The sequence below is a fragment of the Micromonospora sp. CNZ299 genome (genome assembly GCF_002754415.1).
Map to the genome: position 1 here is coordinate 2,903,060 of NZ_PEFG01000001.1, position 23,274 is coordinate 2,926,333.

Genomic DNA, 23,274 nt, shown 5'->3' on the forward strand with positions numbered 1-23,274 from the left:
AGGGTTCAACCGCAGCATGCGACTTCGGCGGCCGGATAGGAATTACCCAATCGTCCGTTTCTGGCGTGGCGTTGGTGAATGGCCGGCCTGGTCAGCCGGTTTCAGGCCGGTCCGGGTGTTCGGGTTGGCAGACCGGACACCAGTAGGTGACCCGTTCGCCCAGCTCCTCCTTGCGGATCGCGGTGCCGCATCGGCGGCACGGCTGGGCGCGGCGGCCGTACACGTAGCTGGTCTGCCCCCGGTGCAGGGAGCCGGTGCTGCTCTGCGTCCACCGTCCCCGGTTGGCCGCGAGCAACCGTTGCGCGAGGGCCACCATGCCGGGCAGGTCCGGCACCGCGCCGACCGGCGTCCACGGCGACACACCCCGCAGGAACAGCACCTCGCACTTGTAGAGATTGCCCACTCCGGCCAGGTTGCGCTGGTCGAGCAGCGCCTCACCGATGGTCTGCTCCGGGTGGTCGGCGAGCCGGCGGACCGCCTCGGCCGGGTCCCAGTCCGGCCCGAGCAGATCGGGGCCGAGGTGGCCGACCAGTCGGTCCTCCTCGGCGGTCGGCAGCAGGGTCATCTCGTGCAGGTGGTAGCCGACCGCGACAGCGCCGGGGCTGTGCAGCACCACCCGGATCAGGTGCGCGGGCCGTCCGCCCCACCGTTCCCCCGGGGCGTACGCCCGCCAGGCGCCGTCCATCCGCAGGTGCGAGTGCAGGGTCCAGAGGGCGTCGGGCGCGGGTCGCCCTGCAGGACTCCTGTCGGGGGCGCTGAGGCGCAGCAGCAGGTGCTTGCCCCGGCTGGCCGACTCGCGCACGGTCCAGCCGCTGAGATCGGTGGTCGCCAGTTGCGGCACCCGGAAGTCACTTCTGGTGATCCGCGCGCCGGCCAACGCGCGGTGCAGCACGCGCGCGGTGTTCCAGACGGTGTCGCCTTCGGGCACCCTGCCATCCTCCCTCTTTTGAGCAATATTCGCATGTGTCGCTATTTGTACACAGGTTCCTCATGATCTCCCGACATGCGAAGGTCAGGGGGTTCTGAGGAGAATGCCCATGACGCGACCTCGTTGTCGTATCCCATCCGTCGCCCTCGTCGCCACTCTCTCCCTGTTGCTCGCCGCCGCGTTCCTGCCCGCCACCAGCGCAGACCGGGCCACACCCGTCGCCGGCAGTCCGATCATCCTCACCGCCGGGGCGCCCGGTGGCGAACGGTGGGACGTCGATGTCTCGGTTGTCGACCGCGACGACGTGAACGTCCGCCGCACCTCTGCCGGGCTGCGACTGCGGGAGGCCCGGGCCACCGGGCACCGCGCCCGAAGCCCACACAGCGCAGTCGCCGAGGGCATGCTGCTGACCACGCCCCGCACCCTGGCCCGACCGGCCACCCGGGTCCGCGCCGAGATCAGCGCCTCGGTCCCCGGCGGGGCGACAGTGGAGGCGCAGGTCCGCGGCTGGCGGACCGCCGGCTGGACGGAGTGGCAGGCCGCCACCGGCGGTGCGGTCTTCGACCGGCCGGTCACCCGGGTGCAGACCCGGGTGGTGCTGACCGCGCCCAACGGCGGGGCCACCGCGACCGTGAGCGGCGTGCGGCTCACCGCCGACGCGACCGCCGCCGTCTCCGCCGCCACGCCCGGCCGCACCTACCGGGTGTACGCCACCCGGATCGGGTTGGTCGGCGAGGTGACCGCCAACGGCCGTACCGTGCAACCCCGGGACCACTTCGTGGCACTCCCGTCGCGGCGCGGTCTCTCCCCACTCAACACCGGCGACTACACAGTGCGGGTCTGCACGACCAGCGGCGCCCGCTGCGAGTACGCCCCGGTCTGGGACGTCGGTCCGTGGAACACCCGCGACGACTACTGGAACCCCTCGTCGGTGCGGGAGAACTGGAAGAACCTGCCGCAGGGCCGGCCCGAGGCGCAGGCCGCGTACCAGTCCGGCTACAACGGCGGGCGGGACCAGTTCGGGCGTACGGTGCTCAACCCGGCCGGCATCGACCTGGCCGACGGCACCTTCTGGGACGGCCTCCGGTTGACCACGAACGCCTGGGTGGACGTCGCCTACCTGTGGACCGGTGGAGGGCCGCGTGGCGTGGTCGGTGACGGCCCGCTCAACATCCGCTCCGGGGCCAGCACGTCGTACGCGACCCGTGGTCTCGCCGCCCGGCTGGCCCACGTGCCGATCCAGTGCTACGTCACCGGTCAGTCGGTGGCCGGCCCGTACCGCACCACCACCCGCTGGAACCGCCTGACCACCGGCCAGTACGTCAGCCACGCCTACATTTCGAGCGTGTACGGCGGCGGCGTGCCGGTCTGCTGACCCGTGCCCGCCCCGTCGAGTGCTGCGTCAGGGGCGCTCGTCGGGGCGGGCCTGGCGCACCATGTCCTGGTAGCGCGGGTGGCTGGCACCGTAGACGGCGTAGTTGAGTCGAGCGTGCGAGAGGCTCAGGTCGCCGTTGGGGCCACCCCGGACGGCGTCGGCGTCCGCGTCGGTCTGGCCGTCGTCGGTCCAGAAACAGACCGGGCAGGTCCCCCCGCCGGTCCGGGATGCACAGCAGGGACAACCCACGGGAACCACTTGTTCACCCACCGGGGCAGCATTCCACAGTCGAACATCGGCCCGATACCCGCAGGAGGTCCCTCGGGAGACACCCCGGGGAGCCCCACCGTGGGCTAACGCCCGGCGTCGGGCCGCCACTCGTACGGGCCGCCCCACTCGCGCTCGTGCAGCGCGTCGACCGCCGTCCGCTCGTCGGGTCGGATCGCCCGTACCTCGAACCCACCCACGCCCCGCCTCCGCTCGTCGCCGTCGCCGCCCTGCCGGCCGGGATCGTACCTGCGTCGAGTGGTCCAGCGGTGGGTGGCGGATACGGGACAGCGCAGTGACCGACCGGCCCCTCCCGTCGCCGGAAGCCGTTGGGCAGACTGCCCTGGTGACAATTCGGAGCCTGCCCGCTGTCGGAGCCCTGCTGGTCGCCGTTGCCCTCACCGCCGGTTGCGGCAGTGACGACGACGGCCGGTCGAGCGCAGCCCCATCCGCCTCGTCCGAGGTGACCCCCACCGGCGTTCCGAGCGCGCCGACGTCCCCCACCACGAGCGCGCTGGTCGCCCCGGTGTCACCTTCCGCCGGGGCGCAGGGTCCGACCCAGCGCCGACCGGCCAGCCCGCCACCCGTGGTGCTGCCAAAACGGCCGGCCAGTGCGCCCGGTGCGAAGCAGGTCGTCGAGGCCTTCCGGGCCGCTGGCCTGAAGGTGCCGCGCCCGAAGGATCGTTCCGTCGACTGTGGCCCGGACGGCCTCGGTCTGGGCTGCTCCGAGCTGATCGCCACCGACGCGGTCACGGTCTACGTGTTCCCGGACGACACCAGCGCCAGTGACATCGCGGAAACCTGGGGCGGCCAGTCGTACCAGCGTGGCGCGGTGGTGCTGAACTATCTGGAGGCGAAGACCCCGGCCGCTGACCGCCCACGCTACGAGAAGGTGCTCGACGGCCTGCGCTGAGCACCGGGCCTGGCGTCGGCGCGGCCGGGGCATGTCGCTCTTCTGAGTGTGATGCCTGTGAGTCATCTTGATGACTCACAGGCATCACGGTCTGTGTGGCATCGCCCGACAAGCGCCGAGCGCGCGGCCGAGCGCGGCCGGGCGGGCTGGCGGGTCAGCCGCGCAGGCGCAGGCCGCGGGGGGTGGCCCGGAAACCGGCGGCGGTCAGCGCGTCGCGCAGCGGTGAGGAGTGCACCGCCTCGCCGTCGGCCCGCTCCACCGACATCGCGCCCAACGCCCCGGAGTGAACGGCGTCGGCGAGAGCCTTGCCGGCCGCGGCCAGGGTGTCGGTGTCGTCGCTGAAGGAGAGCAGCGTGCGGCCGCCGCGTTCGACGTAGAGGACGAGGTCGCCACCGACCTGCACCACCAGCGCACCGGCCTTGCGGCCGGCCCGGTGCCCGGTCGCCGGGGCGGCCCCGTCGCCCGAGTCGAGCACCCGTTCCGGCCAGGGCAGCGCCGCGCCGTACGGGTTGGCGGGGTCGGTGGCCGCGAGCACCGTGGCTGGGGTGCCCCGGCCCCGGACGCCGTCGGCGGGCTCCGCCAGGGCGCGCAGTCGGTCCACCGCGCCGGGCACCGCGAACTGCGCCGCGCCCAACCCTTCGACGAAGTAACCCCGACGGGCCACGCCACGCTCCTCCAACGCCGACAGCACCGGGTAGACCGCCGAGAAGCCGCCGACCACCTGCTCGGCCATCACCGCGCCGCGGGTGACCACCCCGTGCCGCTCCAGCAGGACGTCGGCGAGCGCGGCGGCACGTCGGGTCGGGTCGACGTCCCGTTCCGGGAGGCGTGACCAGCGACCGGCGACGGTCGGCGGACCACCCCGGGTGGGCAGCGCCACCCGACCGGGCCGCCGGTAACGGGTGCGCGGCGCGGAGGGCCGCGAGCGGTGTGCCCCGCCCGCACCGAGCACCGCGCGCAGCGGCGCCAGGGTGTCGTTGGTGAGGTGCCCGGCCCACACCAGATCCCAGATCACTGTGGTCAAGGCCGCGTCGTCGGTCGAGCCGACCCGGTCGGCCAGCGGCCGGAAGAACAGCGCCTGCCCGTCGCCGAGCGCGTCGAGCACCGCGTCGTGCAGCGGGGTGCGGGTCAGCGCCTCGTCGGGCGGCGGGAGCAGCAGCGGTGCGGCGTCCGCGTACGCGAGGGTGACCCAACCGTCGCCGCCGGAGATCGCTCCCGACCCGGCCCAGAGCACCTCCCCGCTGGCGCACAGCTCGTCGAGCTGGGCAGGGGAGTAGTCGGCGACCCGACCGGGCAGCACCAACCGCTCCAGGGCGGACGCCGGCACCGCCGCGCCCTGCAACTGCTCCACCGTCGCGGCGAGCGCCTCCACACCTCGGGCGGACGAGCCGACCTGCTGCCAGCGGGGCAGGAACGCGGCCAGCGCCCGGGGTGGCACCGGCTCGATCTCCCGGCGCAGCGCCGCGAGCGAGCGGCGGCGCAGCATCCGCAGCACCTCGGCGTCGCACCACTGGGCGCCGGCCGAATCCGGGGTGAACTCACCGGAGACCACCCGCCCGGTGGCGCCGAGCCGACGCAGCGCCTGCTCGACGACGAACACGCCCAACCCGAAGCGGGCCGCGCAGCTGGCCGCGGCGAACGGCCCGTGGGTGCGGGCGTAGCGGGCCACCAGGTCACCGAGCGGATCGGCCACCGGGGCGAGGTACGCCTCGGCCACCCCGACCGGCAACGCCACGCCGAGGGCGTCGCGCAGACGGGCGGCGTCCTCGACACCCACCCAGCGCTTTTCGCCGGCGATGCGGACCCGCAGCACGCGGCGGGTCGCCTCCAGCTCGGTCAGCCAGGCCTCCGGCACACCCCGCTCGGTCAACTCGGCGTCGCTCAGGTCACCGAGCACCCGCAGCAGCTCGACGACGTCCTCCGCATCGCGGGGGCGGCGCTGCTCGGTCAGCCAGCGCAGCTGCCGATCGGTCTCGGTGAGCACGGCCGGGTCGAGCAACTCGCGCAGGTCGACCCGGCCCAGCAGCTCACCGAGGAGAGTGGAATCCAGGGCGAGCGCGGCGGCGCGACGCTCGGCGAGCGGCGCGTCGCCCTCGTAGAGGAACGCGCCGACGTAGCCGAAGAGCAGCGACCGGGCGAACGGCGACGGCGCGCTGGTCTCGACCTCGACCAGCCGCACCTTGCGGGTGGCCAGGTCGCGCATCAGGCCGGCCAGCGCCGGCTGGTCGAAGACGTCCTGGAGGCACTCCCGGGCAGCCTCCAGGGTGACCGGGAAGTCCGCGTACTCGCGGGCGACGTCGAGCAGTTGCGCGGCGCGTTGGCGCTGCTGCCAGAGCGGCTGGCGGCGGCGCGGGTCGCGGCGGGGCAGCAGCAGTGACCGGGCGGCACACTCCCGGAAGCGGGCGGCGAAGAGCGCGGAGGTGCCGACCGACTCCTCCACGAGCTGGGTGATCTCGTCGGGCTCGAAGACCACCACGTCGGCGCCGGGCGGCTCGTCCGCGGTGTCCGGAAGTCGGACCACGATGCCGTCGTCGGAGGGCATCACCTGGGCGTCCACCCCGTACCGTTCGGCGAGCCGGCGGCCCACGGCGAGCGCCCACGGCCCGTTGACGCGGGCGCCGAGGACGCTGTGCACGGCGAGCCGCCAGTCGCCCAGCTCGTCGCGGAACCGCTCGACCACGACCGTGCGGTCGTCGGGCAGCGAGCGGGTGGCCTCCCGCTGCTCGCGCAGGTAGGCCATCAGGTTGCTGGCGGCCCAGTCGTCCAGACCGCCGTCACGCAGGGCGGCCAGCGCCGCCTCGTCAGTCTGTCGCAGCAGGGTGCGCACCCGGGCGCCGATGGCCCGGCCCAGCTCCACCGGCCGGCCCAGCTGGTCGCCCTTCCAGAACGGCATCCGCGCGGCCTGACCGGGGGCGGGCGAGACCAGCACCCGGTCGGGCGTGATCTCCTCGATGCGCCAGGAGGAGGAGCCGAGCAGGAAGACGTCGCCGACCCGGGACTCGTAGACCATCTCCTCGTCCAGCTCGCCCACCCGGGCGGCCCGCTCGGCGCCGGCCAGGAACACCCCGAACAGGCCCCGGTCGGGAATCGTGCCGCCGCTGGTCACGGCGAGCCGCTGCGCGCCGGGACGGCCGGTGAGCAGGTCCGTGGCCCGGTCCCAGACCAGTCGGGGGCGTAGCTCGGCGAAGGCGGTGGACGGGTAACGGCCGGAGAGCATGTCCAACACGGCGTGCAGCGCGGAGTCGGGCAGCTCGGCGAAGGGTGCGGCCCGGCGGACCAGCACGGCGAGGTCGCCGAGCGGCCACGGCTCCAGTGCCACCATCGCGACGATCTGCTGGGCCAGCACGTCCAGTGGGTTGCGTGGGTAGTGCAGCTCCTCGATCGCGCCGTCGGCCATCCGCTCGGCGACCACCGCGCAGGAGAGCAGGTCGCCGCGGTGCTTGGGGAAGACCACCCCGCGTGAGATCGCGCCCACCTGGTGCCCGGCCCGGCCGACCCGTTGCAGGCCGGAGGCCACGCTGGGCGGCGCCTCGATCTGCACCACCAGGTCGACAGCGCCCATGTCGATGCCCAGCTCCAGGCTGGAGGTGGCCACCACCGCCGGCAACTGGCCGGACTTGAGCGCCTCCTCGATGTGTTTGCGCTCCTCCCGGGAGACGCTGCCGTGGTGGGCGCGAGCGATCACCGGCGCCGCGCCGGTGGCCGCGCCGGACTGGGCCATCACCTCGGCCGGCGGCCGGTTGCGCACCGGACCGGCCGGGTCACCCCACCGCGGCGCGCCACCCGCCGGGTCGTCGCCGGCCGGCAACCCTTCCGGTACGCCGATCGCGCCGTCGTCCGACGCGGCGGCCACCGCCTCGGCGGCCAGCTCGTTGAGCCGGGCGCAGAGGCGCTCGGCACTGCGGCGCGAGTTGGTGAAGACGATGGTCGAGCGGTGCTGCCCGATGAGGGTGAAGACCCGCTCCTCCACGGCCGGCCAGATCGACGCGCGGCGTGGCCCGAGGCCGCCGAGGTCGTCCTCCGGTTGCTCCTGCTCGTCCAGGCGGGTCATGTCCTCCACCGGGACCTGCACGCTGACCTCGATGGTCTTGGCGGTGGCCGGCTGCACCACGTCGACCGGGCGTGCGCCGCCGAGGAACTGCGCGCAGGCGTCGATCGGGCGGACGGTGGCGGAGAGCCCGATGCGCTGCGCCGGAGCGGGCAGCAGCTCGTCGAGGCGTTCGAGGGAGAGAGCGAGGTGGGCGCCGCGTTTGCTGCCGGCCACCGCGTGCACCTCGTCGACGATCACCGTCTGGACGCCGCGCAGCGAATCGCGCGCCGCGGACGTGAGCAGCAGGAACAACGACTCGGGAGTGGTGATGAGGATGTCCGGTGGGGTGCGGGCGAAGGCGCGCCGCTCGTCGGCCGGGGTGTCGCCGGTGCGCATGCCGACGGTGATGTCGGGCGGTGCGACGCCCAGCCGTGTCGCTGCCTGCCGGATCCCGGCCAGCGGGGCGCGCAGGTTGCGCTCCACGTCGACGGCGAGGGCCTTGAGGGGGCTGACGTAGAGCACGCGACACCGCTGGCGGGCCTCGGCCGGTGCCGGCTCGCGGGCCAGCCGGTCCAGTGACCAGAGGAAGGCCGCGAGCGTCTTGCCCGAGCCGGTGGGTGCCACCACGAGGGCGTTGCGACCGGCGGCGACCGAGCGCCATGCGCCGGTCTGTGCGGCGGTCGGAGCGGCGAAGGCGGCGTCGAACCAGGCGCGGGTGGCCGGACCGAACCCGGCGAGCACCGCGCCGGCGTCTGCGTCTGCCCCGGTCACCGGTCCATCGTGCCCCGCCGGTACGACAACCACGAGCGACCCCGGGGGAATGCGCCCCGACACTAGCAAAAAGCGTGGAAGGTGCGCTTGATCCGTTAAGTCTCACTTAACTGCTTGCTTGTACGGAGCAACATAAAGTAACTTCACCCGCAACGCGAACCGGGGTGAGGGGATTTGATGGCCGGCGAGCAGCGCACCATCGAACCGGGCACCGACGTGCTGATTCGCAAGGTCGACAGCCACCTTGCCGCACTCCGTGGCGGCCTGCACGGCCCCGAGCTCGACCTTGCCGAACGCCTCGCCCACTGCCTGCGGGAGTTGGTCCTCTGCACCGCCCAGGCGAGCGCCGCCGATCGCGGCCAGGTGCGCGTCGCCGTCCACTACTTCGTGCTGCGCCGGGAGAGCCGAGGCCGGTTGCTGTCGGTGCGCTCACTGGCCGCCGCGGAACGGGTGGTCGACCGGGTCGCGCGTCAGCTCGGCCGCCTCGACCTGCTGGCCGAGCTGCGCCGCGACCGCCCCGCACCCGACGATGCCCAACCCCTGGCCAACACCCTGCTTCACTGACGAATTCTGGCAAAACCGCCCGGAGGGCCACGAACTGGCGTCTGATCGCTGCTAGGCGCCACCGCTGCACGGGCGTCGGCCACCTCGATCGGGAGCGCAGGTGCTGGTACTGCTCGTCCTCCACCTCGTGGCGGCTCTCGCCGCGCCTCTGCTCGTGCGGTGGTGGGGATCCAATGCCTGCTACGCCCTGGCGCTGGCGCCAGCCGCCGCGTTCTGCTGGGCGCTGGCCCGCACCCCGGCCGTCAGCGACGGCGGGGCCGCGGTCGAGACGTACCCGTGGATCGGGCAGTTGGGCCTGGACATCGCGTTGCGGCTCACCACGCTGTCCTGGTTGATGACGCTGCTGATCGGCGGCATCGGTGCGCTGGTGCTCATCTACAGTGCCCGCTACTTCGACGCCCGCTCGACCGGCCTCGCGCAGTTCGCCGGGGTCCTGGTCGCGTTCGCCGGCGCGATGCTCGTCCTGGTCCTCGCCGACGACCTGCTGCTGCTCTACGTCGGTTGGGAACTGACCACGATCTTCTCGTACCTGCTGATCGGGCACAGCACCGAACGGCGCTCCAGCCGGTGGGCGGCGGCACAGGCGTTGACCGTCACCACGCTGGGTGGGCTCGCCATGCTGGTCGGGTTCATCATGCTGGGCGAGCACGCCGGCACCTACCGCTGGTCGGAGATCGTCGCCCAGCCACTGCCCGGCGGCGGCTACCTGGTGGGCGCCGTGCTGCTCATCCTGGCCGGTGCGCTGTCCAAGTCGGCGATCCTGCCCTTCAGCTCCTGGCTGCCGGTCGCGATGGCGGCACCCACGCCGGTCAGCGCGTACCTGCACGCCGCCGCCATGGTCAAGGCTGGCGTCTACCTGGTCGGGCTGCTCGCGCCAGCGCTCGCCACTGTCGGTCCGTGGCGACCGGTGGTGCAGATCGCCGGCGTGGCCACCATGCTGCTCGGCGGTTGGGCCGCGTTGCGGCAGACCGATCTGAAGCTGCTGCTGGCGTACGGGACGGTCAGTCAGCTCGGCCTCCTGATCGCGGTGACCGGGTCCGGCACCCCGGACGCCGCTCTGGCCGGCGCGGCGATGCTGCTGGCGCACGCGTTGTTCAAGTCGGCGTTGTTCCTGGTCGTCGGCGTCATCGATCACGGCGCCGGCACCCGTGACCTGCGCGAGCTGTCCGGGCTGCGGCACTGGTCCCGGCCGCTGTTCGTGGTCGCGGTGCTGGCCGCGGCGTCGATGGCCGGTGTGCCGCCGCTGGTCGGCTTCGTGTCCAAGGAGGCGGTGTTCGGGGCGTTCACCGATCAGCCGGTGCTCCTCACCGGCCTGGTCGCCGGGACGGTGCTCACCGTCGCGTACAGCGCCCGCTTCCTCTGGGGCGCGTTCGCCGACCGGCCGGGGGTGGAACCGGTCCAGTCGGAACCCATCGCCGCGTCCCTGCTGGTCCCGCCGGCGATGCTCGCCGGGGTCGGTCTGCTCGCCGGCCCGGCCGCGAGTGTGCTGGACGAGCTGCTGCGTCCGTACGCCGATCTGCTCGGTGGGGTCGACGCGCACCTGGCGCTCTGGTCCGGGCCGACCCCGGCGCTCGCCCTGTCGGTGGCGGCGCTCGTCGGTGGCGGCCTGCTGTTCGCCGTGCGCGGGCCGTTGGCCCCGGTGCTGGCCCGGCTCCGCTCGCCGGTGGGGGGCAACCAGGGGTACGAGTGGGTCGTGGGCCGGTTCGACCGGTTGGCCATCGAGGTCACCGGCGCGACCCAGCGCGGTTCCCTGCCGCAGTATCTGGGCATCATCCTGGTCACCCTGGTGCTGGTGCCCGGCACGGCGATGGTCTCCGCCAGCCCGTGGAGGGCCCGGATCCCGCTCTGGGACAGCCTGCTGCAACCGGTGGTCGTCCTGGTGATCGCGGTCGCCGCGGTGCTGGCGGTCGGTGCCCGCCGTCGCCTGACCGCGATGCTGCTGGTGGGGATGACCGGCTACGGCACCGCGATGCTGTTCGTCCTGCACGGCGCGCCCGACCTGGCGCTCACCCAGTTCCTGGTGGAGACCGCGACGATAGCGGTCTTCGTGCTGGTGCTGCGGCGTCTGCCGGAGCGTTTCTCGGCCCGTCCGTTGCGGCGGACCCGCTGGGTCCGTCGGGCGATCGGGGTGGCGGTGGGTGTGGTGGCCGCCGGGCTGGCCCTGACCGCCGTCGGCGCCCGCCGGGCACCGGACATCAGTGCCGCCTTCCCGGACCTGGCGGTGCTGGAGGGGTATGGCCGCAACGTGGTCAACGTGACACTGGTCGACATCCGGGCCTGGGACACCATGGGCGAGCTGTCGGTGCTGGTGGTGGCCGCGACCGGGGTGGCCAGCCTGATCTTCGAGCGGTCCCGGACCGGGCCGCGACCGCGCCGACCGGAGTCCGATCAGCGGGTGGACGAACCCGGCCGGCCGGTGTGGCTGCGCGGCGGTCCCACCCTCTACGAGGAGCGCCGCTCGATCGTGTTGGAGGTGGTCATCCGGCTGATCTTCCACACCGTGGTGCTGTTCTCCCTCTTCCTGCTGTTCTCCGGGCACAACGCGCCGGGCGGCGGCTTCGCCGGCGGTCTGGTGGCGGGTCTCGCCCTGGTGGTCCGCTATCTGGCCGGCGGTCGGTACGAGCTGACCGAGGCGGCGCCGGTCGGCGCCGGTCCGATCCTCGGCGCCGGCCTGGCCATGGCGGTGGGCAGCGGAGTGGTGGCGCTGCTGGTCGGCGGGTCGGTGCTGGAGAGCGCCAAGGTCGACCGGTCCCTGCCGCTGATCGGGGACGTCCACCTGGTCACGTCGCTCTTCTTCGACATCGGTGTCTACCTGGTCGTGATCGGGTTGGTGCTGGACATCCTGCGCAGCCTCGGCGCCGAGGTCGACCGCCACATCGAGGCCACCGGGACGGCCACCGGTGGCCTGGCCGTCGACAAGGGTGACCGGGCATGACGGAGAGCGGCGCGGGACCGACGCTGGTGCTGGTGCTGGCCGTCGCGGTGCTGGTCGGGTGCGGGGTGATCCTGCTGTTGGAGCGCAGCCTGACCCGGATCCTGCTCGGGGTGATCCTGCTCGGCAACGGGGTGAACCTGTTGATCCTGCTGGGTGGTCGCTCGGGTGGGGCGCCGATCGTCGGCACCGGTGCGGTGGGGCAGATGAGTGATCCGCTGCCGCAGGCGATGGTGTTGACCGCCATCGTGATCACCTTCGGGTTCACCGCGTTCCTGCTCGCGGTGGCGTACCGCAGCTGGTATCTCACCGGCGACGACGAGGTGCCCGACGACCTGGAGGACCGGCAGATCATCCGCCGGGCGGGCCGGAACGAGGCGGGCGCCGTCGACCACGGTGGAGAGGGCCCGGACGCCGACCCGGAGCAGGTCGATCCCGAGCCCGCCCGCCGTCGTCTCCGACGCGGGGAGGAGGCGTGATGAGCGCGCTGGTGCCGCTGCCGGTGGTGGTGCCGTTGCTCGGTGCGGCGCTGACCCTGCTGCTGGCCGGGAAGCCCCGACTCCAGCGTGCGATCAGCGTGTTCTGCCTGGGCGGCACACTCGCCGTGGCGTTGCTGCTGCTCGTGCAGGCGTACCGGCACGGGCCGGTGGTGGTGGCGGTCGGTGGGTGGCCGGCACCGGTCGGCATCGTGCTGGTCGCCGACCAGCTGGCCGCGCTGATGGTGGTGGTCTCGTCGGCGGTGACCCTCTGCGTGCTGCTGTACTCGATCGGCCAGGGCGGCAGCGAGACGAGCGAGTCCGCCCCGGTGTCGATCTTCCACCCGACGTACCTGGTCCTCACCGCGGGCGTCACCAACGCGTTCCTGGCCGGTGACCTGTTCAACCTCTTCGTCGGCTTCGAGATCCTGCTGGCCGCGAGCTTCGTGCTGATCACGCTGGGAGGCACCGAGACCCGGATCCGCACCGGGTCGACGTACGTGGTGGTCAGCGTCCTCTCCTCGATGATCTTCCTGACGTCGGTGGGCCTGGTGTACGCGGCCACCGGCACGCTCAACCTCGCCCAGCTCGCCCAGCGCCTCGACGACCTGCCCGACGGCGTCCGACTGGCCCTGGAGCTGATGCTGTTGCTGGCGTTCGCGATCAAGGCGGCGGTCTTTCCGCTGTCGGCCTGGTTGCCGGACAGCTACCCCACCGCACCGGCCCCGGTCACCGCCGTCTTCGCGGGCCTGCTCACCAAGGTGGGCGTGTACGCGATCATCCGCACCGAGACGTTGCTGTTTCCCGGTGGGCACGCGGACACGTTGCTCATGGTCGTTGCCGGTCTGACGATGGTGATCGGCATCCTCGGCGCGGTGGCCCAGTCCGATCTGAAGCGGCTCTTCTCGTTCACCCTGGTCAGCCACATCGGCTACATGATCTTCGGGGTGGCGCTGAGTACCGTCGCCGGGCTCTCCGGCGCGATCTTCTACGTGGTGCACCACATCACCATCCAGACCACGTTGTTCCTCGTCGCCGGGCTGGTCGAGGAGCGCGCTGGCAGCACCGACCTGCGCCGCATCGGCGGGCTGGCCCGGGTGGCGCCGCTGCTGGGCGTGCTGTTCTTCGTCCCGGCCATGAACCTCGCCGGTGTGCCGCCGTTCTCCGGCTTCCTCGGCAAACTCGGCCTTCTCCAGGCCGGGGTGGCGGCCGGCGGGCCGCTGCCCGGGGTGCTGGTGGCGGCTGGCACGGTGACCAGCCTGCTCACCCTCTACGTGGCCTCCCGGGTGTGGAACATCGCCTTCTGGCGCGCGCCCCGGCTGGCCACCAGCGAGCCGGCCGTCCCACTGCCGAGGCTGATGATCGGGGCCACCGTGGCCCTGGTCGCCCTCGGGCTCACGCTGACCCTGCTGGCCGGTCCGCTCTTCGACGTCACCACGGACGCGGCCGCCGACCTGCGGCTGCGCACCCCGTACGTGCATGCCGTCCTGCCGGGCGGTGTGCCGTGACCGGCACCCCTGAGCCGGCTCCGGACGCCCCCGGGCCCCCCGTGGTGGGGCGCGGCCGGCTCGGGCGCTGGCGCGACCAGGTGGTGGCGCTCGGGTGGCTGGTGGTGGTCTGGAACCTGCTCTGGGGCGACGTCAACTGGGGCAACCTGATCGGCGGCCTGCTGGTGGGCGGCGCGGTGCTGGTGTTCTACCCGCTGCCGGCGGTCAGCTTCGGCGGCCGGCTGCGGCCCGGGGCGCTGCTGGTCTTCGCCGGCCGGTTCCTCGTCGAGTTGGTCAGCGCGAGCCTGCACGTCGCCCGGATCGCCGTGCAACCCGGCTACCGGCCGCGCGGGGCGATCATCGGAGTCCAGTTGCGGGTGCCCAGCGACCTGAACCTGGCGCTCACCGCCGAGGCGGTCTCGCTGGTGCCGGGCACGTTGATCCTCGAGGTGGACCGAGATTCCGGAACGCTCTACCTGCACGTGCTGGACACCCACGGGCCGGCCGACCTGGAGGTGGCCCGGCAACGCACACGCACCATCGAACGGCGGATCGTCCGCGCGGTGGGCTCGGCCGCCGAACTGCGCCGCATCGAGACCGACCCGTCCGAGGAGGGAACCCGCTCGTGACCACTTTTCTGGCCGTCGTCCTCACCGTCCTGCTCTCGGTGACCGCGCTGCTCGCGCTGGTGCGCCTCTACCGTGGCCCGTCACTGGTGGACCGGGTGATCGCCGCGGACATGCTGCTCGCCACCATGGTCGGCGCGGTGGGCGCCGAGGCGGCGGTCAACCGGCACGCCACCACACTGCCCGTGCTGGTGGTGCTCTCCCTGCTCGGCTTCGTGGGCTCGGTGTCGTTGGTCCGCTTCGCGGTCCGGGAACAGCAGTGATCGCCACGATCGCGGACTGGCTGGGCGCCGGTTGTCTGGTGGCCGGTGCCGTGCTCGGCCTGGCCGCCGCGATCGGCGTGCTGCGGTTCCCGGACGCGCTGAGCCGGATGCACGCGGCCACGAAGCCGCAGGTGCTCGGGGTGCTGCTGTTGCTGCTGGGGATCGTGTTGCGGCTGCGGTCCCCGGCGGACCTGGGCATGATCCTGCTCGTGGCGGTCTTCCAGTTGGCGACCGCACCGGTCGCGGCCCAGATGATCGGGCGGGCCGCGTACCGGTCGGGGCGACTCGACCGGAGTCTCCTCGACGCCGATGAGCTGGCCGAACGCGGTTCCGGCACGGGGCCGGCGGGGCCGGCGTGACGGCCTGGGGCGGGGCTGCGTGACGACCTGGGGCGTTGCCGGCGTGACGGCCTGGGATGGGGTCGGTGAACCGGACGATCCGCTCCTTCGGCCCACCCCCAGCGGAGTCCCAGCCAGCGGCGATAAAATGGCGGCATGATCGACTCTTCTGCCCAGGAGGGCAGCAGTAGCCAGCCGGGTCGTGCCCGGCATATCCCCGTACCGACGACCCCGGGAGCCCTGAGCGACCCGTGTTGATCGTCGTTGGTCTTCTTCTGATTACTCTCCTCACTGCCGCCACCGGCTATTTCGTGGCGCAGGAGTTCGGCTATGTCGCCGTGGACCGGGGCAAGCTGCGCCAGCTTGCCGATGACGGCGACGCCGCCGCCGCCCGGGCCCTGACCGTCACCAGCCGGCTCTCCTTCATGCTCTCCGGCGCCCAGCTCGGCATCACCGTCACCGCCCTGCTGGTCGGTTACGTCGCCGAGCCGTTCCTCGGCGGCGGCCTCGCCGACCTGCTCGGCGTGGCGGGTGTCAGCGAGACGGTCAGCCTGCCGCTCTCGGTGGCGTTGGCCCTGGTCATCGCCACCATCGTGCAGATGGTCCTCGGCGAGCTGGCCCCGAAGAACCTGGCCATCGCGCGGGCCGAGCAACTGGCCCGGGCGCTGAGCCGGTCCACCCTGATCTACCTGGCCGTCGCCGGGCCGCTGATCCACCTCTTCGACCGGGCATCGATACGCCTGCTGCGCCGGATCGGCATCGAGCCGATCGAGGAGCTGCCCAGCGGCGCCACTCCGGCGGACCTGGAACAGATCATCGCCGAGTCTCGCGAGGAGGGCAGCCTCGACGTCGAGATGTCCACGCTGCTCGACCGAGGTCTGGACTTTCGGGAGCTGACCGCCGGGGAGGCCATGGTGCCCCGGGTCGACGTGCACACCGTACGGGCGCACGAGCCGGTCAGCCGGGTGGTCGAGCTGCTGGACACCGGCCACTCCCGCTTCCCGGTACGCGGTACGGAGGGCGTCGACGACCTGATCGGTGTCGTCGGCATCGCCGACGTGCTCGGCGTACCCCCGGGGGAGCGGGCGACCACCCCGGTGAGTGCGGTGGCGGGGCCGCCGCTGCTCGTACCGGAGACGTTGCCCCTGCCCACGGTGCTCGACCGCCTGCGGTCCGGTCATCGGCAGATGGCGTGTGTGGTCGACGAGTACGGCGGCTTCGCCGGCGTGATCACGCTGGAGGACATCGCCGAGGAGCTGGTCGGCCCGATCCGGGACGAGGACGACCCACCGGAGCGGGCACCCGCCCGGCAGGACGACGGGTCCTGGGTGGTGCCGGCCCGCTGGCGGATCGACGAGGTCGCCGACAGCACCGGCATCGCCCTGCCCGAGGCCCCGGAGTACGACACCCTGTCCGGGTTGGTGATGCGGGAGCTGGGTCGGGTGCCGGAGGTCGGTGACCGGCTGGAGATCAGCCTGCAACCCGAGGGGGCGGACGGCGAGGTCGACGAGGCGGAGCCCCGCGCGTTGGTCGAGGTGCTGGCCGTGGACCGGCACGTGGCCGACTCGGTGCGGCTTCAGCTCACCAAACCGGGGGTGAGCGCGTGAGCGCGAGGAGTGAGCTTGCGAGCACCGCAGTCGCGAATGAAGGAAGGCACCGATGAGCCCCGGGATCGCGCTGTTCAGTTCGGTGGTCCTGCTGGCGCTGAACGGGTTCTTCGTGGCCGCCGAGTTCGCCCTGGTGGCCAGCAAGCGCTACCGCCTGGAGCAGGCGGCGGCGAACGGTGGTCGGGCGGCACGCGCCGCGCTGGACGGCGTCCGCGAGCTGTCGCTGATGCTGGCCGGGGCGCAGCTCGGCATCACGCTGTGCACACTGGGTCTCGGCGCGTTGGCCGAGCCGGCGATCGAGCACCTGCTCAGCCCCCTGCTGCACGCGGTGGGCCTGCCGGACGCGGCCAGTCACCTGATCGCCCTGATCTTCGCCCTCGGGGTGGTCACCTTCCTGCACCTAGTGGTGGGGGAGATGGCACCGAAGTCCTGGGCGATCACCGACGCGGAGCGCTCGGCGACGCTGCTCGCTCTGCCGTTCCGCGCCTTCGCCCGGGTGTCCCGGCCGGTGCTGTCCGCGCTCAACGCCCTGGCCAACGCGATCCTGCGGCTGTTCGGGGTCAACCAGCAGGACCAGCTCGCCCAGGTGCACGGCCCGGACGAGCTGCGGATCCTGCTGGAGCAGTCCCGTGAGCACGGGCTGCTCGGCGCCGAGCAGCACCAGCTGCTGACCAGCATGCTGGAGTTGCAGGGCACGTCGGTGGCGCAGGTGATGGAGCCGTTCGCCACCATGGTGACCGTCCGTCGGGACGACCCGGCCGGGCGGATCGAGGAGGTCAGCCGGGACAGCGGGCGGTCCCGGCTCGCGGTGCTCGACGAGGCGGGCGACGTCTGCGGCCTCGTGCACGTCCGGGAGGCGGTGCGGGTGGTCACCACCGGTCGCGTCGCCACCGCCGGCGAGTTGATGACACCCGCGTTCACCCTGCCGGCGACGTCCTCGGTCACCGAGGCGGTGGCGGCGATGCGGGCGCGGCAGTCGCAGCTCGCGTTGGTGCGCAACGGCGGTGGCCCGGCCCGGCCGATCGGGTTCGTCGCGCTGGAGGACCTCCTGGAGGAGGTCATCGGCGAGTTCGACGACGAGACCGACACGGTCCCGCGCGGGCGTCGGTTGCGCTGACCTGCCGACCCGGCCGCACTGACGAAGTGCGGCCGGGTCAGCGGTCGGCACGGCAGCGGGCTTGAGCCGACCCCGACCGGGTAGGCGCGTCTGGTGGGGCCGGCGGGGCCCCGTCCCGGGAGGGGGCGCGCGGTGCGGTTGACGGGAGTGTCCCCGCAGTCCGGCGGGACCGGGCTGTCCGTGCAGACCACGCTCCCCAACCCGAGCACCCGGCCGGGCCTGCGCCTGCCGGGGCGGGTGACCCTCGCGGCCGGCCCGGAGGACGTGCTGGTGCGGCACATCCGGCTCGGTCTCGTCACCACCGTCGAACCGGACGACCCGGCGGCCCCCCGGCGTCTCATGCAGTTCCACCAACTACCGATCGCCGGCCGGTTCGTCGTGCCCGCTGGTCGGCGGCGGGCGGTCGACTTCGCGTTGCCGCTGCCCTGGGAGACCCCGGTGACCACGTTCGGCGGGGTGCCGCTGCTGAGCCTGCGGATGGGTCTGCGGACCGAGGTGTCCCTCGACCCCGATCTCGACCAGGGCGCCATGGTGCCGGTCTTCGTGCATCCCCTCCCGACGCAGCAGCACGTGCTGGCGGCGCTGGACACCCTCGGTTTCATGATCCGTCAGTCCGGGTTGCTGCAGGGTGGGCTGCCCGGGGTGGAGCACACCCTGCCCCTGCACCAGCGCTGGGGCTACTGGGTGGGGCCGCTCTACGCCGGCCCGATCACCGAGCTGGAGGTGATCTTCGTGACGAACTCGGCGGGCCTGGAGGCGATCCTCTGGATGGATCGTCGGCTGGCGCTGGCCGGGATCACCCACCAGAGCATCAGCCGGTTCCGGATCTGGCACGAGGACGCCGAGCGGCGGGACTGGGTCGCCACCGTTGACGGCTGGATCCGGCAGGCGATCAACCGGCACGCCGCTGCGGCCGCGCACGCCGACTGGTCCGCGCAGATCGCGGGGTCCGCCCACGTCAGCCGCCACCCCGATGAGCCGATCCGACCCGGTTACGGCCTCGGCGGCACCGCCGGCGGCGCCGGCGTGGGAGGAGGCGGCTCCGGCGGAGGCGACGGCACCTGACCCCGCAGCCGGGTCAGCCGGCGCTGGCTGTGGCCAGCTTGAGGCTGAAGGCCAGGAACAGGGCTGCCACGGCGGTGGTGCCGCCGGCCGCCAGGCGGCGGCGCTGGCGGAACTGCGCGGCCAGGAAGGTGCCCGCGAAGATCAACGCGGTCAGGTACAGCGCGCTGGTCACCTGGGCGATCAGGCCGAGCAGCAGGAACGACAGCGCCGGCCAGGCGTAGCCGGGGTCGACGAACTGGATGAAGAACGAGATGAAGAACAGGATCGCCTTCGGGTTCAGCAGGCTGATCACCAGCGCCTTGCGGAAGGGGCTGCGCATCGCCGCCGGCTCCGCGGCGTCGATGAGCCGCGGCGTGCTCGGGTCGTTGCGGTCGCGCCAGCGCCGCCAGGCGCCGAGCAGCATCGTCACCCCGACATAACCGAGGTACGCGGCACCCGCGTACTTGATCACCATGAACAACGGGGGGTACGCCTTGAGCAGCGACGCCACCCCCGCGGCGGAGAGGAACATCAGCACCCAGTCGCCGACGAACACGCCAGCGGCGGCCCGGTAGCCGACCGCGACACCCCGTTTGGCCGCGGTCGAGAGCACGAAGAGTGAGTTTGGCCCGGGCAGCAGAATGATGGCCACGGTGCCCAGCACGTACGTCCAGATGTCGGTGATCCCCAGCACGCCGCCATCATCACGCCACCGGTGCCGTCCGCAGAAGTCTTTCTCGCAGCGTGGCCTGTGCGTTCGGCCACTCGTCGACGGTCATCGCGTACTGGACGGTGTCCCGCCAGGAGCCGTCCGGGCGTTGCCGGTGCATCCGCAGCACCCCTTCCCGGGTCGCGCCGAGGCGTTCGATGGCCGCCTGGGAGCGGACGTTGCGGATGTCGGTGTGCCACGCCACCCGTACCGCGCCCAGGTCGTCGAAGGCCCGGCTGAGCAGCAGCAACTTCGCCTCGGTGTTGATCCCGGTACGCCACCAGGGCCGGCCGAGGTAGGTGTGCCCGATCGCCACCGAGCGCCGCTGCGGGTCGATCTCGTAGTAGGACGTGGTGCCGGCCATCGCTCCGGTCGCCGCACACCGCTGCACCCAGGCCACCCGCTCGCCCCGGTGCTGGGCGGCCAGGGCGGTGCCGATCACCTCGGCGGTCTCGCCCGGTGTGCTGGGCCGGGTACCGCCGAGGTGCTGCCACACCTCCGCGTCGTCGGTGGCGGCGTGCAGCTCGTCGGCGTGCGCCAGGTCCAGCGGCTCCAGCCGGACGTGCTCGCCGTGCAGCGTCACGGGGTCGTGCCAGGGCGTGCGGGCCGTCCGCAGGTACGCCGGCAGTGGTGCGGTGACTCCGGCGTCGGGCTCGGGTTGCCCGGCGGTCAGCCGCAGCGGCAGCACCCCGGCCCAGTGCGGTAGGTGCAGGTCGTCCTCGTCCTCGCGCACCCCACCGTTGCGGGCCCGGACGGACACCTCGTGCAGGGGCAACGCCAAAACGGCGGTCTCCGCCAACTCCCGCCGGCTGGGCGGGCGGGTCTGGGTGCTGCGTCCCGCGCCGACCTTCTCCACCAGCGCGGTGAGCATGGCGAGCTTCTCCCGCTCGTTGGTGACCAGTCGGGCGGTGCCGTGCGCGACGACCGAGCGGTAGTTGGCGCTGTGGTGGAACTGGGACCGGGCGTAGACCAGCCCGTCGAGCACTGTCACCGCGACGCAGACCGGGAGACCCTCACCCCGGGCGGCGAGCAGTGGCCGGCTGCCGGTGGAGCCGTGCAGGTAGAGCGTGTCGCCGATACGGACGTGCAGGGTGGGCAGCACCCGTGGCTGGCCGTCGACGGTGAAGCCGAGCGCGCAGTCGTACGCCTCGTCGAGCACGGCGTGTGCGGCGGCCCGGTCGTAGCTCATCTTGTCGCGGGAACGGTGGGGTGTGGTCCGGGCGGTGGGTGGATACATGCGCGCGCCCCTTTGTTCTAGTACAATCTCTTGTTTGTGTCAGCACGCTATCAGCTCAGTGGTACGACGGCCGTCGAGATTTCGGCCAGCATCGAGTCAGGCATCCGTACGGGCGCCCTTCCTCCGGGGGCCGCGCTGCCACCGGTGCGGGCACTCGCCGCCGAGCTGGGCGTCAGCCCGGCCACCGTCGCCCGCGCCTACCAGGAGCTGCGCCAGCGTGGTCTGCTCGCCACCGCCGGTCGGCACGGCACCCGGGTACGCCCCCGCCCACCGGTGGCCGCCCGCCGCTCCGCGCTGCGTCCTGCCCCGTTACCCGGAGCCCGTGACCTGTCCCGGGGGGAACCCGACCCCCGGTTGCTTCCGCCGCTCGGCCCGCACCTGGCGGCGCTCGCCGCCGACGCCGGCCCGCCGGTCGGCTACTCCCATGCCGGCGTCCTGCCCGAGCTGGCCGAGGCTGCTCGCGCCCGACTGGGCGCCGACGGCGTACCGGCCGGGGAACTCACCCTCACCGGCGGCGCGTTGGACGGCATCGAGCGGCTGCTCGGCGCCCATCTGCGTCCCGGCGACGCGGTGGCCGTGGAGGACCCGGGCTGGGCCAACCTGCTGGACCTGGTCGCCGCGCTGGGGCTGCGCCCGATCGGCGTACCGCTGGACGACGAGGGCCCGCTGGTGGCCGGGGTGGCCGCCGCGCTCGCCGCCGGAGCGCGGGCGCTGGTGGTCACCAGCCGGGCGCAGAACCCGACCGGCGCAGCCGTCTCCGCCGCCCGCGCCGAGGAGCTGCGGGCGCTGCTCGCCGGCCGGCGGGACCTGCTGCTGATCGAGGACGACCACGCCGCCGAACTGGCCCGCGTACCCCTGCACCCGCTGGCCGGGGCGACCGCGAGCTGGGCCTTCCTGCGGTCGGTGAGCAAACCCTTCGGCCCCGACCTGCGGCTCGCGGTGCTGGTCGGCGACGAGACCACTGTGGCCCGGGTGGCCGGCCGGACGCGCGTCGGTGCCGGCTGGGTCTCCACGGTGCTGCAACGGCTGGTCCTCGCCCTCTGGCGGGACCCGGCGGTCGACGAGCTGGTGCGGCGGGCGGCGCAGAGCTACGAGCAGCGGCGCGAAGGCCTGCTGACCGCGCTGGCGGAGCACGGCCTGAGCGCGCACGGCCGCAGCGGCATCAACGTCTGGCTGCCGGTGCAGGACGAGACCAGCGCGGTCACCGCGTTGCGCGACGCCGGTTGGGCGGTGGCCCCCGGCGCCCTCTACCGGATCGCCGCCCCGCCAGCCCTGCGCGTCACCGTCAGCTCACTGGACGCCGACGACCTGGCACCCCTGGCCGCCGCCCTGGCCCACGCCACCAACCCCACCCCGCCACCGGGCTTCCCCACCTGACCAGACCTCGTCCCGAGGCACGGCCGGCAGGTTGCGGCAGGAAAGTGCGCGGTTGCGGTGATTCGGTGCGGACGGGACGGGTATGCGGGCCGCCGGAGGTGGGGGTCATGGCTTCAGGTGGGGCGCGCAAGGGAATCTGGATCGCGGTGGCGTTGGCGATCATCATCATCGTCATCGTGCTGATCGCGATCTCTTCCGGCGGCGACGGCGGCGGCAACGGGTACTGACGCGCGTCGGCGGGCGACACCGCGCCGGGGCGTACCCGGCACGAAGCATCGAACAGGTATATAACAGTCCGCATGGCTGAGCAGACCGACAGCGCCCCGGGCGCCCAGCGGTTCATCCCGCCCGATGCCGACACCATCGACGAGCTGCGCACCGCGGCCGGCGGTTGTCGGGGCTGTGAGCTCTATCGGGATGCCTCGCAGACGGTCTTCGGCCGGGGCGACGAGAGCGCCCGGGTGGTGCTGGTGGGCGAGCAGCCCGGCGACATGGAGGACCAGAAGGGGTTGCCCTTCGTCGGCCCCGCCGGCAGGCTGCTGCGCCGTGCGGTCGACGACGCCGGGCTGGACCCGGGTCACCTCTACCTGACGAACGCCGTTAAGCACTTCCGTTTTGAACTGCGCGGCAAGCGGCGGATCCACCAGACCCCCGACCAGGCGCACATCACCGCCTGCCGCCCCTGGTTGGTCGCGGAGTTCGCCCGCCTGCGTCCGGAGATCGTGGTGGTGCTCGGCGCGACCGCCGCCAAGGCGCTGCTCGGCCCGTCCTTCCGGGTCACCCGGCAGCGGGGCGAGCTGCTGCCCTGGCCGGAGTCGGCCCAACACCCCGCAGACTTCGAGCAGGTGCCGGTGGACAACGCAGGAAAGCGGGCCGACGCGCCGCAGGCTCGGCTGCTGGCCACCATCCACCCGTCCGCCGTCCTGCGGGCCGACGACCAGGACAAGGCGTACGAGGGCCTGGTCGCCGACCTCAGCGTCGTCACCCGGGCCCTGCCCGATTAGCCCGACGGCTCTGCCGACCGTCGCCGCGACCGCGCGAGTAGAACCACCGCTCGCACAACATCGGGGAAAGTGCTGCTTCCGGGCGCGCTGACACAGCAACTTCACCGAAGTTGCGCAGATTTTGGGGCGGGCCGGCGGTCGCCGGGCGGTGGGTTTTGCTGTCGGCAAAACCCACTGCCGCTGGTCGGTGCGAGTGCGCGAGGATGGGT

General features: G+C 72.9%; 19 protein-coding genes. 14 read left to right on the forward strand and 5 right to left on the reverse strand.

The annotated features are described in order from the left end of the window. Window positions 1–91: 91 nt before the first annotated feature. Window positions 92–928, reverse strand: coding sequence for a DNA-formamidopyrimidine glycosylase family protein (locus tag CLT68_RS13815; protein ID WP_099851322.1), 837 nt, complete (start codon window positions 926–928; stop codon window positions 92–94). A 109-nt stretch (window positions 929–1,037) separates the two neighbouring features. Here CLT68_RS13815 and CLT68_RS13820 point away from each other — a divergent pair, with 109 nt between their 5' ends. After that, window positions 1,038–2,303 carry a hypothetical protein gene (locus CLT68_RS13820; RefSeq protein ID WP_099851324.1) on the forward strand — a complete coding sequence of 422 codons (1,266 nt, stop codon included), beginning with the start codon at window positions 1,038–1,040 and terminating at the stop codon, window positions 2,301–2,303. A 27-nt stretch (window positions 2,304–2,330) separates the two neighbouring features. On the opposite strand, the gene CLT68_RS13825 is transcribed toward CLT68_RS13820, so the two are convergent. After that, window positions 2,331–2,573 carry a CPCC family cysteine-rich protein gene (locus CLT68_RS13825; RefSeq protein WP_088946738.1) on the reverse strand — a complete coding sequence of 81 codons (243 nt, stop codon included), beginning with the start codon at window positions 2,571–2,573 and terminating at the stop codon, window positions 2,331–2,333. Window positions 2,574–2,916: 343 nt separating this feature from the next. On the opposite strand from CLT68_RS13825, the gene CLT68_RS13830 reads away from it, so the two are divergent. Next, the gene (locus CLT68_RS13830; protein WP_143743177.1) at window positions 2,917–3,483 is read left to right on the forward strand and encodes a hypothetical protein; all 567 of its coding nucleotides are present in this window, start codon (window positions 2,917–2,919) and stop codon (window positions 3,481–3,483) included. A 154-nt stretch (window positions 3,484–3,637) separates the two neighbouring features. Here the strand turns inward: CLT68_RS13830 and CLT68_RS13835 are convergent, their stop codons facing one another. Then, window positions 3,638–8,317, reverse strand: a complete 4,680-nt coding sequence (locus CLT68_RS13835; protein WP_486482162.1) for an ATP-dependent helicase — start codon at window positions 8,315–8,317, stop codon at window positions 3,638–3,640. Window positions 8,318–8,461: 144 nt separating this feature from the next. Here CLT68_RS13835 and CLT68_RS13840 point away from each other — a divergent pair, with 144 nt between their 5' ends. From CLT68_RS13840 to CLT68_RS13885, 10 genes are all read left to right on the forward strand, one after another. Next, window positions 8,462–8,848, forward strand: a complete 387-nt coding sequence (locus tag CLT68_RS13840; protein ID WP_088946742.1) for a hypothetical protein — start codon at window positions 8,462–8,464, stop codon at window positions 8,846–8,848. A gap of 100 nt (window positions 8,849–8,948) precedes the next feature. Beyond that, window positions 8,949–11,783, forward strand: coding sequence for a Na+/H+ antiporter subunit A (locus CLT68_RS13845; RefSeq protein ID WP_099851329.1), 2,835 nt, complete (start codon window positions 8,949–8,951; stop codon window positions 11,781–11,783). Continuing rightward, window positions 11,780–12,259 carry a Na(+)/H(+) antiporter subunit C gene (locus CLT68_RS13850; RefSeq protein WP_099851330.1) on the forward strand — a complete coding sequence of 160 codons (480 nt, stop codon included), beginning with the start codon at window positions 11,780–11,782 and terminating at the stop codon, window positions 12,257–12,259. Before CLT68_RS13845 ends, CLT68_RS13850 begins: the two co-directional genes overlap by 4 nt. Next, window positions 12,259–13,764 (forward strand): Na+/H+ antiporter subunit D, encoded by a 1,506-nt coding sequence (locus CLT68_RS13855; RefSeq protein WP_099851332.1) that lies wholly within the window; start codon window positions 12,259–12,261, stop codon window positions 13,762–13,764. The genes CLT68_RS13850 and CLT68_RS13855 overlap by 1 nt, the downstream gene beginning before the upstream one ends. Further along, the gene (locus CLT68_RS13860) at window positions 13,761–14,372 is read left to right on the forward strand and encodes a Na+/H+ antiporter subunit E (protein ID WP_099851334.1); all 612 of its coding nucleotides are present in this window, start codon (window positions 13,761–13,763) and stop codon (window positions 14,370–14,372) included. The genes CLT68_RS13855 and CLT68_RS13860 overlap by 4 nt, the downstream gene beginning before the upstream one ends. Next, window positions 14,369–14,632 carry an MrpF/PhaF family protein gene (locus CLT68_RS13865; RefSeq protein ID WP_088946747.1) on the forward strand — a complete coding sequence of 88 codons (264 nt, stop codon included), beginning with the start codon at window positions 14,369–14,371 and terminating at the stop codon, window positions 14,630–14,632. The genes CLT68_RS13860 and CLT68_RS13865 overlap by 4 nt, the downstream gene beginning before the upstream one ends. Beyond that, window positions 14,632–14,991 (forward strand): monovalent cation/H(+) antiporter subunit G, encoded by a 360-nt coding sequence (gene mnhG / locus CLT68_RS13870; RefSeq protein WP_099857127.1) that lies wholly within the window; start codon window positions 14,632–14,634, stop codon window positions 14,989–14,991. Before CLT68_RS13865 ends, mnhG begins: the two co-directional genes overlap by 1 nt. A gap of 230 nt (window positions 14,992–15,221) precedes the next feature. Next, window positions 15,222–16,577, forward strand: coding sequence for a hemolysin family protein (locus CLT68_RS13875; RefSeq protein ID WP_099851336.1), 1,356 nt, complete (start codon window positions 15,222–15,224; stop codon window positions 16,575–16,577). A 52-nt stretch (window positions 16,578–16,629) separates the two neighbouring features. Next, the gene (locus CLT68_RS13880; protein ID WP_088946749.1) at window positions 16,630–17,694 is read left to right on the forward strand and encodes a hemolysin family protein; all 1,065 of its coding nucleotides are present in this window, start codon (window positions 16,630–16,632) and stop codon (window positions 17,692–17,694) included. 132 nt (window positions 17,695–17,826) lie between these two features. Further along, complete coding sequence (locus tag CLT68_RS13885) at window positions 17,827–18,759, forward strand: sporulation protein (protein ID WP_099851338.1); 933 nt, start codon at window positions 17,827–17,829, stop codon at window positions 18,757–18,759. Window positions 18,760–18,772: 13 nt separating this feature from the next. Here CLT68_RS13885 and leuE read toward each other — a convergent pair whose 3' ends face one another. Both leuE and CLT68_RS13895 read right to left on the reverse strand, forming a co-directional pair. Continuing rightward, on the reverse strand, window positions 18,773–19,432 hold the full coding sequence (gene leuE, locus CLT68_RS13890) for a leucine efflux protein LeuE (RefSeq protein WP_099851339.1): 660 nt from the start codon (window positions 19,430–19,432) through the stop codon (window positions 18,773–18,775). A gap of 10 nt (window positions 19,433–19,442) precedes the next feature. Further along, window positions 19,443–20,684, reverse strand: a complete 1,242-nt coding sequence (locus CLT68_RS13895; protein ID WP_099851342.1) for a bifunctional pyridoxamine 5'-phosphate oxidase family protein/GNAT family N-acetyltransferase — start codon at window positions 20,682–20,684, stop codon at window positions 19,443–19,445. A 36-nt stretch (window positions 20,685–20,720) separates the two neighbouring features. Here CLT68_RS13895 and CLT68_RS13900 point away from each other — a divergent pair, with 36 nt between their 5' ends. Further along, window positions 20,721–22,061 carry an aminotransferase class I/II-fold pyridoxal phosphate-dependent enzyme gene (locus CLT68_RS13900; RefSeq protein ID WP_099851344.1) on the forward strand — a complete coding sequence of 447 codons (1,341 nt, stop codon included), beginning with the start codon at window positions 20,721–20,723 and terminating at the stop codon, window positions 22,059–22,061. Between the two features lie 299 nt (window positions 22,062–22,360). After that, window positions 22,361–23,065 carry a UdgX family uracil-DNA binding protein gene (locus CLT68_RS13905; protein WP_099851346.1) on the forward strand — a complete coding sequence of 235 codons (705 nt, stop codon included), beginning with the start codon at window positions 22,361–22,363 and terminating at the stop codon, window positions 23,063–23,065. Window positions 23,066–23,274: the final 209 nt, after the last annotated feature.